We start from the raw sequence: 16,982 nt of genomic DNA, 5'->3' as shown, positions 1-16,982 counted from the left end.
TGGCCATGGCTCTTTTCGCCGTCAACTGATTTCTCGATAAGGGAAGCGCCGAGCGAAAGCCGCCAGGTGCCGAAGACGAGCCTGGTCGCGCCGGTGAAAGCCTGCAGCGAACGCAGCGCTGTCGACGAACCACGCCGATGCTGCTCTGGTGCGACTGCCGTCAGCAGCCGCAGCATCACGATCAATTCCCACATGGGAGTCCTCTTTCACAAGAAGAGCCGGCCGGCCCGATAGCGGGGTAGGCCAAGGGACCGGCCGGTGCAGCCCGGTCAGAGTTGCTCGCCCGTCCGGGGTAGGGGTGGCGGGAGCGGCCTGCCAGAATCGGGCAGGCCTCCGGGGCCGGCTGCATCATCCGGCGGATTGCCCCATGGGCCGCGGGGTGGTCCATGAGGCCTGTCCGCCGAAGCAAGGATTTTCAGCTGTTCGGGCGTCAGCTTGACGCGAAGTGCGGCGATCGCATCCTTCAGCTTTGCGGCCGAGGCGGCGCGTTCGGTGAGATCGTCGGCCAGTCTTTCCTGGAAAGCGAAAGCGCGCGGACCCTGATCTCCGGGGCCTCCCGCGTCGGGGCCGCGCTTGCCGGGACCATCCGGGCCATGCTCAGGCCGCGCCAGCACCGCCTGCAGCGCGCTGGTGTAGTCGCGCCAGGCGTCGAGCTGCTCGGTCCTGACGCCGATGCGGGTCTCGAGCGCGGAAAGCCGGGCCGCGAGCATCTCCGGCGGCGGTCCCATGCGGCCGGGACCAAAACCGTCCGGTCCAGGCCGCATCGGCCCGTGCGGGCCGGGCCAGGACATCGGGCCATGGTCCGCATCGTCCTGCCGGGCCATCGCCGGCGGTTCGTTGCCGGGTACTCCGGCGGGGTCGGGCTGCGCCGCCAGCACGGGATGGATGGCAGCGAGGGAAAACAGGCCGAGCGCAAGAAGTCTGCTTTGCACGATGGTGTTCCTTTCTCTCATGCTTCGGACTGCAGGAGGATAGGAAGTGTCTTTTTCCGCTTCGCTTCGGCGTGTTGCCGAAGGTTTCCGCAAAAAGGCAATTTGTTTCCGAATGTTTCCGCGCCCGGGCTGGAAACAATCTGTTGCAATTTTCCATGCCGCCGGGCGTGGCTCTCGCTATATCAAGGGCAAGCAAAGGCACGGCAATGCAGTCACAACCCCATATCCTCGTCGTCGACGACGATCGCGAGATCAGGACGCTTCTCCAGCGCTATCTCGACGGCCAGGGATTTCGCGTCTCGGTGGCGGCGGACCGGCGCGAATGCGAGCACAGGCTCGCCACCGGCCAGTTCGACCTGATCGTGCTCGACGTCATGCTGCCCGATGGTTCGGGGCTCGATATCTGCCGCAGCCTGCGTGACCGCAAACCGCATATCCCGGTCATCCTGCTGACGGCGCTGAAGGAGGATGTCGACCGCATCATCGGCCTGGAGCTCGGCGCCGACGACTATCTCGGCAAGCCGTTCAATCCGCGCGAGCTCACTGCCCGCATCCGCGCCGTGCTCAGGCGCTCAGTGCCCGAGGAGGCGCCGGCGGCGCCGCGCCCGCGCATCTACCGCTTCGCCAGCTACAGGCTGGAGCCGGACACCCGCAAGGTGACGGATGCGCAAGGCGTGGCCGTCGATCTCACCGGCGCCGAGTTCGACCTGCTGCAGGTGTTCCTCGACCGTCCGGGCCGGCTGTTGTCGCGCGACCAGCTCCTCGATCTGACGCAAGGCCGCGAGCGCGATCCGCTCGAACGCTCGGTCGACGTATTGATGAGCCGGCTGCGGCGCAAATTCGCCGACACCGGCGACGGGCCACTGTTCAAGACCGTGCGCAATGGCGGCTACCAGCTGACCGCGCGCGTCGATACGGTGGAGAACCACGCGTGAATTCGCTGCGCCGGCGTCTCATCCTGTTGCTGGTCGCTTCGATCGTCGGCGTGGTCGGCCTGGCGACGGCCGCCGTCATCAGCGTGCGCGGCGGTGGGCCACCGCCGGAATTGACCATGCCCTGGGTCGCCCAGCAGGTGGAAATCGTGATGCGGCTCCGCCCTGGCCAGATTCCGGACGTCTTCCCGGTGGAGCTGAGCGACCATCCGGCCGGTGGCACGGTGGACCGCGCGGAAACGGCGATGCTCAACGACATCCTTCGCCGCCGGGGCCTCGACGTTTCGGCTGTCGTCAGCGAGAAGGCGGAAGAACCCGGCCAGCTTGCATCGGTGCGCCTGCCCGACAATCGCTGGGCGATCATGGAGGTTCCGCACGTCAAGCCACCAAGGCGCGAATGGCTGGTACTTGCCGGCTGGATCTCGCTGATCGTGGCCGGCGCCACGGCCGTCTCGGTCTATTTCACTTCTGTGCTGATCCGGCCGCTTGAAATGCTGGAGGCCGCCGTCTCCAAGATCGGGTCGGATGGCGTACTGGCGACGGTGCCGGAAGTGGGATCTGCCGAGGTCAAGGCGACGGCCCATGCGCTGAACCAGCTCTCGTCCCGGCTGAAGACCGCGATGGAAAGCCGCATGCGGCTGGTCGCCGCCGCCGGCCACGATCTCAGGACGCCGATGACGCGGATGCGGCTGCGCGCCGAATTCCTCGACGACGACCGCGAGAAATGGCTTCACGACCTCGACGAGCTCGACCGTATCGCCGACAGCGCCATCCGGCTGGTGCGCGAGGAAGTCGACCAGGATGCCGTCGAGCCGGTCGAGTTGGACCGGCTGGTCCGCGACATCGAGGCCGAGATGGTTTCGCTCGGCCGTGCCGTGTCGATCGGCCATCTCGACAAGGTCTCGGTCAGGGCAGGCGCGCTCGGCCTGCGCCGCGCGCTGCGCAACCTGATCGTCAATGCCGCCACGCACGGCAAGGGCTGCGGCATCTCCCTGTCGGCGGCCGACAACCGCGCCACCCTCACCATCGCCGATCGCGGACCCGGTATTCCGCCGGAGTTGCTCGGCAAGGCGTTCGAGCCCTTCTTTCGCGTCGATCCCGGCCGCCGGCAGTCCATTCCGGGCGCCGGCCTCGGCCTCGCCATCGCCAAGGAAATCATCGAACGCCACGGCGGCGCCATCACCCTGGAGAACCGCCCAGGCGGCGGCCTTTCCCAGAAGGTGGTTTTCGACGCTGTCTCCTGACGCAGCGTTTGACGTTAGCGCCATTCTCAGCGCACGGCATCGCCGTATTGCCTGACTACTGTAGGCTGAACCTCAAGGGCACATTGACACGCGAGTTAGCGCCTTCGGGCGGCGCCGGTACTGTGGCGCCCTGCAGCATGTCGAGGACACTGCGGTCGAGATCGGAGTCGCCGGAGGAGCCTATGATGCGAACGGACGTCACTCGGCCGGAGGTGGCGACCGTGAAGGAGACCCTCACGGTTCCTTCCGCGCGGCGGGCTTTGGCGGCTCTCGGATAACGCTTGTGCCGATTGAGCCACGATGTCAGCTGCGAATTCCACTTCGATGAATCCCCGCGGGAAGCCGAGGCCGCAACCTTGGCCGATTTCGGGGCCGCCGCCCGGGGCGCTGATTTCGCGGCGACGCTGGCCGTCTTCGTCCGGGGCGACGCCGTCTTCTCCTTTTTCGAAGGCTGCTTGGCCTTTTCGACGGGCTCCCTGGTCTTGGCTTCGGCCTGCTTCCTGGCCTTGACCGGCGTCTTTGCCTTGGGCTCGACCGGTTTCGCCACTTTGGTCTCGACGGGGGCTTCGACCGGCTTCGGCTGCGGCAGCGGAATGACCACGTCCGGCGCGACGGTGTCGACGATATCGGGCACGACCTCCTCCAGCGGCGGCTGGTCGACCCGTTCAGGTGTGGGCGACCGGGTGGGCTCGATCGCATCGGTCGCAGCCGCTTGCGATGGCCCGGCCGCCGGCTCTGCTTGCTCGACGGGCGGCTCGGCCACCGGTTCAGCCGTCTCGACGGGTGGTTCAGGCTCCGTCACCGGCTTGGCCTCGGCTGTCTCGACCTCCTCCTCGACCGGCTCGGCCGTATCGGGCGTCACCACATCCGGCGCCGGCGCTTCCTGTGCCGCCGGCATGATCACCATCGGTGCCAGCTCGATCAGCTGCGCCGGTGGCGGCCCGCCATCCATCTCGGCTGGCCGCAAATCCTGCACCGCATAGGCAATCACGACATGTGCTGTGAGGACCACTGCCGCCGCCGCCGCCCACAAGACAATCTGGCGCACGCTGAAACGCGGCAGGCCAACCATGGGCGACGCGGTGGCCAGCGATGTCATTGACCCGTTCCGTCTTGCGGTGCCGGTGTAGCGGCATCGGCCGCAGGCACGGTCTCCAGTCCGACCAGTGCGATCTTCAGATAGCCGGCGCCGCGCAGAAGGTTCATCGCCTCCATCAGGTCGCCATAGCCGACCGCCTTGTCGGCACGCAGGAAGATGCGCGTCTGCTTGTCGCCTTTCGTCCTGCCGTCCAGCGTGGCGGCGAAGGAACCGCGCGGCACGCTGTCATTGCCGATCGCCAGGGTGAGGTCGTCTTTCAGTGTCAGGAACAGCGGCGTCTCCGGTCGCGGCGCGGGTGTCGCGGTCGAACCCGGCAGGTCGACATTGACGTCGACCGTCGCCAGCGGCGCCGCGACCATGAAGATGATCAAGAGAACCAGGATGACGTCGATGAAAGGGGTGACGTTGATCTCGTGGTTTTCCTCGAGATCGCCGTCGATGTTTTCTCGAATTCTGGCCGCCATGGCGCCGCTCCCTATTCCGCGGCCAGCGCCGTCGCCGGTGCCACGGTGCGGAAATCCAGATCCCGGCTGACCAGCCGTTCGACCCCGGCCGACGCATCGGCGAGCATCTGCCGGTAGCCGGCTATGGATCGCGCGAAGACGTTGTAGATGACCACTGCCGGGATCGCCGCGACAAGGCCCATCGCCGTGGCTAGCAGCGCCTCCGCGATGCCTGGCGCCACGACGGCGAGGTTGGTGGTCTGCGCCTGCGAGATGCCGATGAAGGCGTTCATGATGCCCCAGACGGTGCCGAACAGGCCGACAAAGGGCGCGGTCGAGCCGATTGTCGCGAGCACGCCGGTACCGCGCGACATGCGCCGCGCCGCCGCCGCCTCGATGCGCGACAGGCGCGAGGTAACCCGTTCCTTTAGCCCGTCGCCGGACACATGCTCGAGCGCGCCGGCCGAAAGTGCCGCCTCTTCCTCGGCGGCCCGCACCAGCAGGGCGCCAGGGCCGCCGGTATGGCCAAGCGCGCGCCTGGCCTGGTTCAGCGTGGCGGCATTGCCGATCGCGCTGGCGGCGCGGCGGGCGCTGAGCTTGCCGCCGAGGATCTCCAGCGACTTGGCCAGCCAGATCGTCCAGGTGACCAGGGAGGCAAAGGCCAGCCCGATCATCACTCCTTTCACGACAATGTCGGCCGCCATGAACATGCCCCATGGCGACAGATCATGCGGCAGGGTCAGCGATATCGCCGAGGGATCCGCCTCCGCTTGCGTGGACACGCCGGCTTCGGACGCCGCGGGCGCATCGGGCGTCGCGGCAGGGGGCGAGACGGCGGCAGGAGGCGAAGCGGGAGCCTCGATCGCCGGGGCGGGGGCCGCCGGTTGCTCCTGGGCCGTGACGCCGCCGGCCGACACGAGGACGGATGCGATCAATGCCGCGAACAAACCATGTCTGGGCAAATGATGTCTGGACAAGGGCTTCTTCCTTATTCTCGCAATTCTCACAACTGGCCTCACTGCACATAGCCGATGGGCTGGCCGGTGACGGGGTGCGCGAACACGCCCATCTCGACGCCGAAAATGCCTTTGAGCACGTCGCCCTGCATGATCTCGTCGGGCGTGCCGCGCGTCAGCAGCCGGCCCTCCTTCAGCGCGATCAGCTCGTCGCAGTAGCGCGCCGCCATGTTGGGATCGTGCAGCACCACGACGACGCAGAGGTCCCGCTTGCGGCTGAGCTCCCTGACCAGCCCCAACACCTCGACCTGATGGGCGATGTCGAGCGCCGAGATCGGCTCGTCGAGCAGCATGACGCCGGCATTCTGCGCCACCAGCATGGCCAGCCACGCGCGCTGGCGCTCGCCGCCCGACAGTTCGTCGACCAGCCGGTCGCCGAAATCCGCCATGTCGGTCAGGACAAGCGCTTCGTCGACATGCCGCCTGTCCTCGTGCCCGAAACGGCCGAGCGCGCCATGCCAGGGATAGCGCCCGAGGCTCGCCAGCTCGCGCACGGTCAAGCCGGTCGCCGCCGGCGTCGTCTGCGGCAGATAGGCGAGCGCCCGGGCGAGTTCCCGCGCACCCCACTGCACCAGCGGGCGCCGCGCGAAGGTGATGCCGCCGGCACTTGCCGGCTGCTGGCGCGCCATCAGCTTGATCAGCGTCGATTTGCCCGAGCCATTGTGCCCGATCAGCCCGTAGACGCGCGAGCGCTGCAGTTCGAGCGTAACGGGACCGAGCAGCGTCCGCTCGCCGACGGCAAAGCGCACGGCGTCTATGTGGAAGGCAGTCTGATTTCCAGCCACGGTGTTGGCCTCTCTCCGGCTTCGCGCGCATTTCCACAATCCGGCTTTCGGCGAGCGATGCCGGTTGACTATGAAACATGACTTTACTAGTCAACAATGAAGATGACTATTTGAGTCAACAAAATGACGTGACACGTCGACGTTGCGTCGAAATCCGAAAAAAGTGGGAATGCGCATCCGCGCCCGTCCGGCGCTGGCAGGACCATCATCTGCTCGCTCTTGCCGCGCCTCTACGAGGTTGTTTCGGGCTCAGCATCGACGGCTTCGGTATCAGAGAGACATGACGCTCGCCCCGCTGCGGCGAGATCGGCACCGTCCGGCAGGACGTGTTCCTGTTTGGCGGCACGGTTCGCGAAAACATCGCCCATGGCCGCTTCGACGCATCCGACGAGGCCATCGCCGAGGCGGCGCGGCTCGACGGCATGATCGCCGGACTGCCGGCGGGCCACGCCACCTCATCGGCAAGCGTAGCGTCAAGCTCTCCGGCGGCCAGAAGCAGCGGTTGGTTCCATAAAACGCGCGATCACTTGCCCGACGCCCAGGCCGTTAGTTGCCGCCACAGCGGCGCGTAGCCCTGCCACTCGACGAAGGCGGCCGGCGCCCAGTGCGGCGCGCAATCGGAGGCGAAGGCGACGCTCCTGCCCTCGCCGTATTGGCCGGCGACGATCAGCGGGTCATCGCCGACCTTCGCGACCACCGTCGCGCCGCTTTTGGGCGTGGACCGGCCCTGCCGATCTGGAGAAAAAGCGTAATTTATGAAACCGGTTTAGTAAAGCGGTTTACATCTAGCATTTCCTATGCTGAAATCCTGGTCAAAGGGAACATGGCGAAACCGCCTCTATGAAGAAGCCTACGGCATCGACGATCAGGAATGTGGCGCACGCGGCCGGCGTGTCGGTCACCACCGTCTCGCGTCACTTGAACGGCCGCATCAAGCTGCCCGCCGAAACCAGCGAGCGCATCCGGGCAGCCGTGGCGAAGCTGGAATACCGCCCCAACGCCATTGCGCGGCGTTTGAGCAAAGGCAGCAGCGAAACCATCGGCCTGATCGTCTCCGACATCTCCTACCCGTTCTTCGCCGCCATCGCGAGCGCGGCTGAAGAGGAAGCGAGCCGTCTCGGCTACAGCCTGGTGATGTTCAACAGCCGCAACATCGCGGCCAAGGAACTGGGCTTCCTGTCGCGTATCGACGACGCGCAGGTCGACGGCATACTGTTGATGACCAACCATCCCGACGACGGCGCGCTGGTCCAGAAGATCAATGCCTGCAGCAATGTCGTGCTGGTCGACGAGGACGTTCCCGGCGCCGTCGCGCCGCGCCTGTTTGCCGACAATCGTCTCGGCGCCCGGCTTGCGACCGAACATCTTCTCGATCATGGTCACCGGGCGGTCGCCTTTGTCGGCGGACCGCCGGCATTGCTCAGCAGCAAGGAACGGTTCGGCGCCTTCGAGGACAGTCTCAAGCGGCGAGACCTGAAGGTGAACCCGGATTACGTCTTCTTCGGCGACTATGATGAGCAGTCCGGTCTTGACGCATTCCTGCGCTTTGCCGCTCTGGACAATCCGCCGACCGCCATCTTCGCCTCCGCCGACATGCTGGCGCTGGGGATTTTGCAAGGCTGCCGCACACTCGGCATCGCCGTGCCTTCCGATCTGTCGCTGGTCGGTTTCGACGACATCCGCAATGTCGATCTTCTCGACCCGCCGCTGACGGCCGTGCACCAGTCGGCGGAGGAATTCGGCCGCCGCGCGGTCGGCCTGCTGATCGACCATATCAACGGCGCCGAGATACCGGACGCAGCGCCGGTCGCAGGGAAGCTCATCGTGCGCCATTCCGTGGCCGCACCGCGCAAGGCGCATTGGAAACTGGCTGGAAACGCCTTGGCGGGAAAAATCCCGCCGGCAAGAGTGGGAATTTAGGCCATGATCCCGAACCGAAGGTCTGCGTTAGCGAAAAGTGGGAACCGGTTTTTGCTTTCGCTGACCTTCGGTTCGGAAAAGATCATGGCCCAGAAAGACAATAGAGACGGATCAACTCCGCGAAAGCCTGCCATCAACATCAACAAATGGGAGAATGAACAATGACAATCTCGCACTTCGCAAAAGACGCGGCTGAGATCGCGCTGGAGAAATTCAACCGCGGTGAGATCGATCGCCGCTCGTTCCTGATAGCACTTGGCGGCCTCGGACTTGCGGCCGCCTTCAAGCCTGGCGTTGCCCGGGCCGACGCCTCCGAAATCGTCGTCTGCAACTGGGGCGGTGCGGCGGCGGATGCCTTCGCCAAGGCCTATGGCGACCCCTTCACCAAGAAGAGCGGCATGAAGGTGGTGATCGACGGGGCCGGCCCCGCGGTCGGCACCATCCGCGCCATGGTCGAGTCCGGCAAGGTCATCTGGGACGCCACCGACGGTGGCATGATCGACTCGCTGACGCTGGGCAAGGGCAATCTGGTCGAGAAGATCGACTACACGATCGTCGACAAATCGCAGGTGCCGGAGAATTTCGCCGGCGAATTCGGCGTCTCGAACTATGTCTATTCGAACGTGCTCGCCTATGACGCCGACGCCACCAAGGGGGCCGCACCGACCGGCTGGGCCGACTTCTTCGACACGGCGAAATTCCCGGGCAAGCGCACCATGTGCAAATGGATCCAGGGCCAGCTCGAATTCGTCCTCATGGCCGACGGCGTCGCGCCCGCCGACCTTTATCCGCTCGATGTCGACCGGGCGTTCAAGAAGCTGAAGCCGATGCTGGCCGACATCATCTTCTGGGAAGGCGGGGCGCAGACGCAGCAGCTGTTCCGCGAGGGCGAAGTCGTGATGGGCAATATCTGGCACACCCGCGCCAATCTGCTCAACAAGGAGACACCCGACAAGTTCAAGTGGATCTGGGAGCAGAACATCCTTTCGGCCAGCGCCTGGTCGGTTCCCAAGGGCAATCCCGCCGGCAAGAAAGTGTTCGATTTCATCAATTCGACGCTCGATCCGGCCGGCCAGCTCGTGCTGCTGCAGATCATGGGCAACGGGCCTTCCAACCCCAAGACCCTGGCCTTGATGACCCCGGCGGACGCCTTGGTGAACCCGACGACGAAGGAGAATGCTGCCTCGCAGATCATGCTCAACCCGGCCTATTACGCCGAACACGAGACCGAGCTCCAGAACAAGTATCTGGATTTCATTTCGAGCTGACCGCACGCCAACAGAAGAAAGGGCTGCCGCCGGCAAGGCGGCGGCCCCCAAATCTGATGTGAATCGATCTGATGCGAATTTGATCCGATGCGAAATTTCAAGACAACGGCCCTGCTGCTGACGGTCCCCGCCAGCCTGGTGGCGATCGGGCTCTATGCGGCGCCGATCCTGCAGGTTCTGGCGTTGAGCCTGACCGAGCCGAAGTTCGGGCTGGCCAACTACCAGAGCCTGTTCGCCAACGCCGCGGTCGGACGCGTGGTGATGACGACGCTCAAAGTGTCGGTCATGACGACGGTGCTGACCGTGCTGGCGAGCTATATCGTCGCCTTCGCCATCATCCACATGTCGGCCGGATGGCGCCGCATCTCGCTGTTCCTGGTGCTGGTGCCGTTCTGGATATCGGTGCTGGTCAGGGCGTTCTCCTGGATCACCATCCTGCGCCGGCGTGGCGTCCTCAACAGCGCCTTGATGGAGATGGGCGTCATCTCGACGCCGCTCGACCTGGTCTACAATCTCTTCGGCGTCACCATTGGCATGATCCACTACATGATGCCGTTCGCCATCCTTTTGCTCTACGCCAATTTGTCCGACATCGACCGCCGCATCATGCAGGCGGCACGCTCTCTGGGTGCGCGTCCGGCAACGATCTTCTGGCGCGTCTGGCTGCCGCTCAGCCTGCCCGGCATCGCGCTGGCAACCCTGTTCGTCTTCGTCTTCTCGCTCGGCTTCCTGGTCACGCCCGCTTTGCTCGGCGCCGGCAAGACCCTGATGATCGCCGAATACATCTCGGTGCAGATTTCGAGCACCTCGCGCTGGGACCTCGCGACATCGCTGTCGACGATGCTGCTGCTGGTGGTCGGCATCATCGTCTTTGCCGCCATGCGCAGCCCGGCGCTGCGCGCCGCCTTCGTCGCGAGACCGCAGCAATGAAGCCACGGCGCATCATCGAAGTCGGCCTGCCGCGTCTGTTGGCCTGGTGCCTGCTCGGCTTCCTCTTCGTTCCGATCCTGGTGGTCATCCCGGTCGCGCTCACCGACCGCGATTACCTGTCGCTGCCGCAGGACGGTGTGTCGATGCAGCATTTCGCGGCACTTGCCGACTGGAGCAAGGGCTGGTTGCCGAGCATGCTGACCAGCGCCGGCATCGCGCTGGCCTGCGCCGCGATCGCCACGGCGCTCGGCGTCGCCTTCGCCGTCGGCGCCTGGGCGGCGGGCGGCTGGTGGCCGTCGCTGATGCGCATCCTCCTTTTGTCGCCGATGATCGTGCCGCCGATCATCTACGCCGTCGGCATGGTCAAGCTGTGGGCACGGCTGTCGCTGCTTGACAGCTATACCGGCGTCGTCCTGGTGCATGTCGTGCTGGCCCTGCCGCTGACGGTGCTGGCCATCGGCGCGTCGCTCTCCAATCTCGACCAGCGGCTGGTGCAGGCGGCGCGAAGCCTCGGCGCCAGGCCGATGACGGTCTTCGGCAAGGTGATACTGCCGAACATCGTTCCGGGCGTTGCCGCCGGCGCGCTGCTCGCTTTCGTCGCCTCCTGGGACGAGATCACGGTGACGCTGTTCATCACCGGGCGCGCCGTCGTCACCCTGCCGCGCCGCATCTGGACGAGCATCCAGGATGCCGTCGATCCGGCGCTGGCGGCGATCGCCACCGTTCTGCTTGTCGTCACCGTGCTGGCGCTGGTCGCACGGGCGCTGATCGAACACCGGCAACAGCGGCAGAAGTTCTAGTTCAAACACCCCGATCGTCGGGAACAATCGAAAGGAAAGGAATATCCATGAGCACCGCGATGAGCGACAACGAGTACCGGGAGAACAAGTTCTTCAGCATCTTCGGCTCGGTTCCGGAGCCGGGCTTCGACACCGCTGAGGAGCAGATCCCGGTATGGGGCCGCCATTGGGGCTGCTCGAACGATGTCGGCAAGCTACGCGCCGTCCTGATGCACCGGCCCGGCGACGAGCTCTCCGTCGTCGAGAACAAGCCGATGCCCGAGGTCGGCGGTTTCGGCGATCCGGAAAAGGGCTGGTACTGGATGGGCCGCACCATGCCGGACCTGCCCGCCATGCAGCGCGCTCATGACGAATTCACCAGCCTGCTGCGTTCCGAAGGCGTCGATGTCATCCTCGTCGACAAGGCCGCCCCCGGCGCGATGAAGCAGATCTACACGCGCGACAGCGTCATCGGCATTCCCGGCGGCGCCATCGTCACCCGCCTGGCGCGGCGGGTGCGCCGCGGCGAGGAGCTGCCGGTGACCCGGGCGCTGGCCAAGGCCGGCTGCCCGATCCTCGGCACCATCCACGGCGCGGCCGTCTTCGAAGGTGGCGGCTTTGCCTTCATCGATGCCAAGACAGCCGTCTGCACCGTCTCCATCGCCTGCAATCCGGAAGGCGTGCGCCAGGTCGAAAGCATCCTTGCCGGCCTCGGCGTGACGCTGATCAAGGTGCCGATGCCCGGATATCGTATTCACATCGACGGCGCTTTCATTATGGTCGACGTCGAGACGGCGATCGTCAATGTCAACGAACTGCCCTACCCGTTCATCGAATATCTGGAGAAGCGCGGCATCAAGATGATCGAACTGCCCCCGGAGGACAGCGCCATGTCGCTCAACTGCCTGGCCGTCGCGCCTGGCCGCGTGATCATGCATGGCAGCCGCTCGAAGCGCCTGGCCGACAGGCTCGACGCCGCCGGCATCACCGTGCTGACCTGCAATTACGAGACGGTCGAGCTTGGTGGCGGCGGCCTGCATTGCTCGACGGCGCCGCTGATCAGGGACCCGATCTGATATGGTCTCGAACTGATGGCATTGCTGGTCATCGACGATCTGGCAAAGACCTATGACAAGGTTACCGCCCTGACCGGGATCAACCTCTCGGTCGAGGCGGGAGAGTTCGTCACCTTGCTCGGACCCTCGGGGTCCGGCAAGACGACCTTGCTGATGTCGCTGGCCGGCTTCACCACGCCGAGCAAGGGCACGATCCGCCTCGACGGCAAGGACATCACCCATGTCGATCCGGAAGACCGCAATTTCGGCTTTGTCTTCCAGGGTTATGCGCTGTTCCCGCATCTCACCGTCGCCAACAACATCGCCTTCTCGCTCAGGGTCCGCAAATGGGAGAAGGCGAGGATCGCGACGCGGGTGAGCGAGATGCTGTCGCTGGTCGGCCTCGACAATCTGGCCGAGCGCAAGCCGCGCGAACTGTCCGGCGGCCAGCAGCAGCGTGTCGCCATCGCCCGCGCCCTGGCCTTCGGGCCGCGCATTCTGCTGCTCGACGAGCCGCTTTCGGCCCTCGACCGCATGCTGCGCGAAACCATGCAGAAGGAATTGAAGCGGCTGCATCGCGAGACCGGGGTGACCTTCGTCTATGTCACCCACGACCAGGAAGAGGCGATCGCCATGTCCGATCGCATCGCCGTGTTCAACCACGGCCGCATCGTCGAGATCGGACCGCCGCGCGACCTCTACAAGAAACCCTCGACACGCTTCGTCGCCGGCTTTCTCGGCGAGAACAATTTTTTGAGCGGCCACCGCGCCGATGACGATGCGACAAAGGTCGAGGCGTTCGGCACGCGCTTCGGCTTTCCCCTGGCCAAAGGCCGCGAACGGCCGGGCGACAGTCTGACCGTATGGGTGCGCCCCGAGGATATCCGCATCGGGCAGGCGACGGGGGACGAGATCGGCTTTCGCGCCACGGTGGTCGAGAACGCCTTTGTCGGTGCGCTCGAGCGCATCCTGCTCAGGACGGCGACCGGCGAACAGATGGTGGCGACGCTGCGTTCGGAAGCAGCCGTCGCGGCCGTGCCGGGGCAGATCATCGATTGCCGGATCGACCCGTCCGCCATCGGCGTGCTGCCCAACGAAGCTTCGGGATCTTGAGCCGGCGAACATACCTCGCTGCGGAAGAGAGAAAAATGATCAAGGCGACACCTTTCGATTTCCCCTATGACGGCAGGCTGGTGCCTGAAAATACCGCCCTGATCGTCATCGACCTGCAGGAAGATTTCCTGTCGACATCGGGCTATTTCGCCAAGCAGGGCTACGATCCAAGCCCGCTGCGGGCCATCCTGCCGACGATCAACCGCCTGATCGCGGCCGCCCGCGCCGCAGGCCTGAAAATCATCCACACCAGACAAGGCTACCGGGCCGACATGGCCGACATGACGCCCTATGAGAAATGGCGCCGCAAACGGGCCGGGCTCGAGGGGACCGATATCCTGCTGCGTTCGAGCCCCGGCTTCCAGATCGTTCCCGAGATCGATTTGGCGGCTGAGGACATCATCGTCGACAAGACCTGCAACGGCGCCTTCACCTACACCGATTTCGAGCATGTGCTGTGCGCGCGGGGCATCACCCATCTCATGTTTTCGGGATGCACGACCGACGTCTGCGTGCACACGACCTTGCGCGAGGCGTGCGACCGGAATTTCCAGTGCCTGACCATCTCGGACGCCTGCGCCAGCGGCGACAGATATGCGCATGAGGCCGCGCTGCACATGGTGACGGTCGAAAACGGCATCTTCGGCGCGCTGACGGATTCAAGCGCCGTCATCGCCGCCCTGTCGCAACTCTCCGGCAAGGGGCAATGAGATGCCTGACGAGACCGCTGGCACACCGGCTGCGACCAGCCGGCTTTACATTTCGCTGATGCGGTTGACGGACAAGGGGCTGGCGGAGCTCGCCGGCAGCCCCGATCGCCGCAAGATCAGCGAGGAGCGGGTCGCGGCACTTGGCGGCAAATCCCTCGCCTTCTATGCCACGCTCGGCGCCTATGACTTCGTCCAGGTCTTCGAAATGCCTGACAACGAGGCAATGCTGCAATATGTGCTGACGGCCCGGCGCGACGGCTTCGTCGAGCCGCTCATCCTGCCGGCATTCGACCCGCCGACTTTTGGCGCGATTATCGCGCGGGTCTTGAAATAGCCGGCGTTTCAGCTGGCGGCGCGCACTTCCGGCGTTACGCGTGACGCAAACGCCCCAGCCTGCACAACCTCGGCCTCGCGACGCGCCAGCGAATTGCGCAGGAGCGCGATCGTTTCGCGGGCGGCGAACGCGATCTCGCGCGGCCTGTCGACGCCGACCAGCATGAACTCCTGAATACCCAGAGCCGCGTAGGGGAGCAGCGACAGCGCGACCTGCGCCGGCGGCCCGGCGATCTCGACCGCCTTTTGGCAGGAGGCGGCATTGCCCTGCGCACCCAAACGGACGGGTAGCGCGAAGCGCAGCTTGCCGGCCCGGCCGTGCTCGGCGGCGGCGCTGCGCACCCGCTCGATCAGCTGTCGGGTCTCGTCAAGCGAGCCTGGAGTCAGCTCGAAGACATCGGCATGCCGTCCGGCCACTTTCAGCGCCGTTCCGGACTGACCGCCCATGCGGATGGTCACATCGGCGCCATGCGGTCCCTTGCGCGGCACATAGCCGCCCTTGATGCTGTAGAAGGCGCCTTCATGGTCGAAGGGCCGGTCGTTCGACCACAGCCGCTTCAAAAGCACCAGATACTCGTCGATGCGCTGCCAGACCACGGTGTGCCCGACCGGGCGTGTCTCGGCATCGTCATCGTTCAGCGGCTCGCTGAGCATCCTCAGCGACAGCCGCCCGCCGCTTTTCGCGTCGATGGCCGCCAATTGCCGTGCCGCCACGGTCGGCTCGATCACGCCGGCCCAATGGGTGAGGACCATTTCCAGCGACGAGGTGCGGTCCAGCGCCTGGGCGGCAAGATCCATATTGGTCAGCAGCCCTGCCGGATCGTCGACGACGATCTTCCGGAATCCGGCGTCCTCGATCAGCGACAGCTTTGTCGCGGTCTCGACGAAATCGTAGAAAAAGCTGGCGTCGGCGGCGTGTGTTTTACCGGGAACATGCGTGAACTCGATCGGCATTGCCATCTCCTTCATCACGTTGGAAATATGGACATCACGTTGCATCACGGGCGCGCAAAAGCGCTCCGGCATTCGGCTCATTCAACTCCGGTACGTCTGAAAGCGGCTATTTCTGAAACGGCCAGCCGCTGACCGACGGGGATCAGGGCCCCACGAATCAGGGAATCAGACCCAGAACGACTGCCCCGGTGAACACGAACGCAAGGGCAAAGACGAGGTAGGCAAAAGCGCCCGCATAGGCCGGGCGAAAGGTCTGCGCATTGGCCGGCCTTTGGCCGTTGCGATCAGTCTGAGCGTTCTGGATATAGGACATGTCGAACCTCCGTCTCACCCATTAATCTATAAAATCAGTAGACTTTGTCGAGTGCTATTTTTTGGCGTTTCCTAGAACGGATTTCTCAAATGCTCGACAATATTGGTTTGGATTACCACGATCTGTCCTGTCGAAGACATCAGGCAAGGAGGAGGACCAGGCCGCTCGGAGGAATCGGCGCGGCCAAAAGGCAGTGGCAAGCGAGGGTAGAAGGGCATTCCCTTGGCGACCCGGCGCGTGGGGGATAGCATCGCAGTGCAAGCGGAATGCCGCGTCACGAAACAAGGGTATAGGGAGCAAAAAACATGGGCACGAGACTGGCCGGCAAGGTCGCCATCATCTCCGGCGGTGCCACGGGAATGGGCGGGGCGGCATCGGAGCTGTTCGCGGCCGAAGGCGCCAGGGTGGCGATCATCGACCGCAATGGCGAGGCGGCTGCCGCCACCGCCGCCGCGATCCGGGCGCGCGGCCATGTCGCCGAGCATTTCGTCGCCGATGTCTCGGACGAAGCGCAGGTCGAGGCTGCGGTGAAGGGCGCGACGGAAGAACTCGGCCCGGTCACCGTGCTGTTCAACCATGCCGGCACCATCGTGATAAAGCCGTTCCTGGAGACGACGGTTCAGGAATGGGACTGGCTGCATGCCGTCAATGTGCGTTCGATGTTCCTGATGACGCGCGCCGTGCTGCCCGGCATGATATCGGCCGGCGGCGGCTCGATCGTCTGCACCTCGTCGATCTCGGCGGTGGCGGCGACGCCGAACGAAGTGCTCTACGACACCACCAAGGGCGCCTGCCACATGTTCGCGCGCGCCATCGCCGTCGAATTCCGTGACCGCAACATCCGCTGCAACGCCGTCTGCCCCGGCTTCATCCGGACGCCACATGGCTTGCGCGAAGTCGCCGATCTCGACAAGCTCGGCGTCGATGTTTCCGACGCGGCATTGGCCGCGCAGCAGGGCCGCATCGGCGAGCGGGAAGAGGTGGCCAAGGCAGCACTTTACCTCGCCAGCGACGAGGCCAGCTTCGTCAACGGCGCGCATCTGTTCGTCGACAACGGCTTTACCGCGATGTGATGCTATCGAAGTCAGCGGCCGGCGCTGACGTTCTTCTCTTAAACGACGGGCACCGACAAAGGCGAACAGCAGCGCCGCTCCGC

General features: G+C 65.0%; 20 protein-coding genes and 1 pseudogene. 12 read left to right on the top strand and 9 right to left on the bottom strand.

Annotated elements, in window-relative coordinates; all coding sequences use genetic code 11:
- The coding region (locus tag MESS2_RS07455) for a hypothetical protein (RefSeq protein WP_040592441.1) at positions 1-194 on the bottom strand (194 nt) is incomplete at its 3' end.
- Between the two features lie 75 nt (positions 195-269).
- On the bottom strand, positions 270-932 hold the full coding sequence (locus tag MESS2_RS07450; RefSeq protein ID WP_008873551.1) for a hypothetical protein: 663 nt from the start codon (positions 930-932) through the stop codon (positions 270-272).
- 206 nt (positions 933-1,138) lie between these two features.
- On the opposite strand from MESS2_RS07450, the gene MESS2_RS07445 reads away from it, so the two are divergent.
- Together MESS2_RS07445 and MESS2_RS07440 are read left to right on the top strand one after the other, a co-directional pair.
- The gene (locus MESS2_RS07445; RefSeq protein WP_008873550.1) at positions 1,139-1,867 is read left to right on the top strand and encodes a response regulator; all 729 of its coding nucleotides are present in this window, start codon (positions 1,139-1,141) and stop codon (positions 1,865-1,867) included.
- Positions 1,864-3,108 (top strand): ATP-binding protein, encoded by a 1,245-nt coding sequence (locus MESS2_RS07440; protein WP_008873549.1) that lies wholly within the window; start codon positions 1,864-1,866, stop codon positions 3,106-3,108. Before MESS2_RS07445 ends, MESS2_RS07440 begins: the two co-directional genes overlap by 4 nt.
- Before the next feature lie 55 nt (positions 3,109-3,163).
- On the opposite strand, the gene MESS2_RS07435 is transcribed toward MESS2_RS07440, so the two are convergent.
- From MESS2_RS07435 to MESS2_RS07420, 4 genes are read right to left on the bottom strand one after another with little or no spacing between them, the layout of a single operon-like run.
- The gene (locus MESS2_RS07435) at positions 3,164-4,207 is read right to left on the bottom strand and encodes an energy transducer TonB (RefSeq protein WP_008873548.1); all 1,044 of its coding nucleotides are present in this window, start codon (positions 4,205-4,207) and stop codon (positions 3,164-3,166) included.
- Positions 4,204-4,671, bottom strand: coding sequence for a TonB system transport protein ExbD (gene exbD / locus MESS2_RS07430; protein WP_008873547.1), 468 nt, complete (start codon positions 4,669-4,671; stop codon positions 4,204-4,206). Before exbD ends, MESS2_RS07435 begins: the two co-directional genes overlap by 4 nt.
- An 11-nt stretch (positions 4,672-4,682) precedes the next feature.
- The gene (gene exbB, locus MESS2_RS07425) at positions 4,683-5,627 is read right to left on the bottom strand and encodes a tonB-system energizer ExbB (RefSeq protein WP_008873545.1); all 945 of its coding nucleotides are present in this window, start codon (positions 5,625-5,627) and stop codon (positions 4,683-4,685) included.
- 38 nt (positions 5,628-5,665) lie between these two features.
- Positions 5,666-6,451 carry an ATP-binding cassette domain-containing protein gene (locus tag MESS2_RS07420; protein ID WP_008873544.1) on the bottom strand — a complete coding sequence of 262 codons (786 nt, stop codon included), beginning with the start codon at positions 6,449-6,451 and terminating at the stop codon, positions 5,666-5,668.
- A 183-nt stretch (positions 6,452-6,634) separates the two neighbouring features.
- Here MESS2_RS07420 and MESS2_RS33225 point away from each other — a divergent pair.
- Positions 6,635-6,956: pseudogene (locus tag MESS2_RS33225) on the top strand (ATP-binding cassette domain-containing protein); the annotation flags it as partial.
- A gap of 18 nt (positions 6,957-6,974) precedes the next feature.
- Here MESS2_RS33225 and MESS2_RS30720 read toward each other — a convergent pair.
- Positions 6,975-7,208, bottom strand: coding sequence for a glutamine amidotransferase (locus MESS2_RS30720; RefSeq protein WP_280113306.1), 234 nt, complete (start codon positions 7,206-7,208; stop codon positions 6,975-6,977).
- 83 nt (positions 7,209-7,291) lie between these two features.
- On the opposite strand from MESS2_RS30720, the gene MESS2_RS07410 reads away from it, so the two are divergent.
- The 8 genes from MESS2_RS07410 (at position 7,292) to MESS2_RS07375 (ending at position 14,560) form a co-directional block, all read left to right on the top strand.
- On the top strand, positions 7,292-8,371 hold the full coding sequence (locus MESS2_RS07410) for a LacI family DNA-binding transcriptional regulator (protein WP_008873542.1): 1,080 nt from the start codon (positions 7,292-7,294) through the stop codon (positions 8,369-8,371).
- 161 nt (positions 8,372-8,532) lie between these two features.
- The gene (locus MESS2_RS07405; RefSeq protein WP_008873541.1) at positions 8,533-9,639 is read left to right on the top strand and encodes an ABC transporter substrate-binding protein; all 1,107 of its coding nucleotides are present in this window, start codon (positions 8,533-8,535) and stop codon (positions 9,637-9,639) included.
- An 87-nt stretch (positions 9,640-9,726) separates the two neighbouring features.
- Positions 9,727-10,569, top strand: coding sequence for an ABC transporter permease (locus MESS2_RS07400; protein ID WP_008873540.1), 843 nt, complete (start codon positions 9,727-9,729; stop codon positions 10,567-10,569).
- Positions 10,566-11,369, top strand: coding sequence for an ABC transporter permease (locus MESS2_RS07395; protein ID WP_008873539.1), 804 nt, complete (start codon positions 10,566-10,568; stop codon positions 11,367-11,369). The genes MESS2_RS07400 and MESS2_RS07395 overlap by 4 nt, the downstream gene beginning before the upstream one ends.
- A 47-nt stretch (positions 11,370-11,416) precedes the next feature.
- A complete protein-coding gene (locus MESS2_RS07390; protein ID WP_008873538.1) occupies positions 11,417-12,424 on the top strand; it encodes a dimethylarginine dimethylaminohydrolase family protein in 1,008 nt (335 codons plus the stop codon).
- 15 nt (positions 12,425-12,439) lie between these two features.
- Positions 12,440-13,516 carry an ABC transporter ATP-binding protein gene (locus tag MESS2_RS07385; RefSeq protein ID WP_008873537.1) on the top strand — a complete coding sequence of 359 codons (1,077 nt, stop codon included), beginning with the start codon at positions 12,440-12,442 and terminating at the stop codon, positions 13,514-13,516.
- 35 nt (positions 13,517-13,551) lie between these two features.
- Positions 13,552-14,226 (top strand): cysteine hydrolase family protein, encoded by a 675-nt coding sequence (locus MESS2_RS07380; protein ID WP_008873536.1) that lies wholly within the window; start codon positions 13,552-13,554, stop codon positions 14,224-14,226.
- A gap of 1 nt (position 14,227) precedes the next feature.
- On the top strand, positions 14,228-14,560 hold the full coding sequence (locus tag MESS2_RS07375; RefSeq protein WP_008873535.1) for a GYD domain-containing protein: 333 nt from the start codon (positions 14,228-14,230) through the stop codon (positions 14,558-14,560).
- A gap of 8 nt (positions 14,561-14,568) precedes the next feature.
- On the opposite strand, the gene MESS2_RS07370 is transcribed toward MESS2_RS07375, so the two are convergent.
- Complete coding sequence (locus tag MESS2_RS07370) at positions 14,569-15,513, bottom strand: LLM class flavin-dependent oxidoreductase (RefSeq protein ID WP_008873534.1); 945 nt, start codon at positions 15,511-15,513, stop codon at positions 14,569-14,571.
- A gap of 157 nt (positions 15,514-15,670) precedes the next feature.
- Positions 15,671-15,826 (bottom strand): hypothetical protein, encoded by a 156-nt coding sequence (locus MESS2_RS30715; protein ID WP_008873533.1) that lies wholly within the window; start codon positions 15,824-15,826, stop codon positions 15,671-15,673.
- A 305-nt stretch (positions 15,827-16,131) separates the two neighbouring features.
- Between MESS2_RS30715 and MESS2_RS07365 the strand changes: the two genes are divergently transcribed.
- A complete protein-coding gene (locus MESS2_RS07365; RefSeq protein ID WP_008873532.1) occupies positions 16,132-16,899 on the top strand; it encodes an SDR family NAD(P)-dependent oxidoreductase in 768 nt (255 codons plus the stop codon).
- Positions 16,900-16,982 lie beyond the last annotated feature (83 nt).

The organism is Mesorhizobium metallidurans STM 2683, assembly GCF_000350085.1.
Taxonomy (GTDB): domain Bacteria; phylum Pseudomonadota; class Alphaproteobacteria; order Rhizobiales; family Rhizobiaceae; genus Mesorhizobium; species Mesorhizobium metallidurans.
This window is presented reverse-complemented; position numbering and strand designations above follow the sequence as displayed.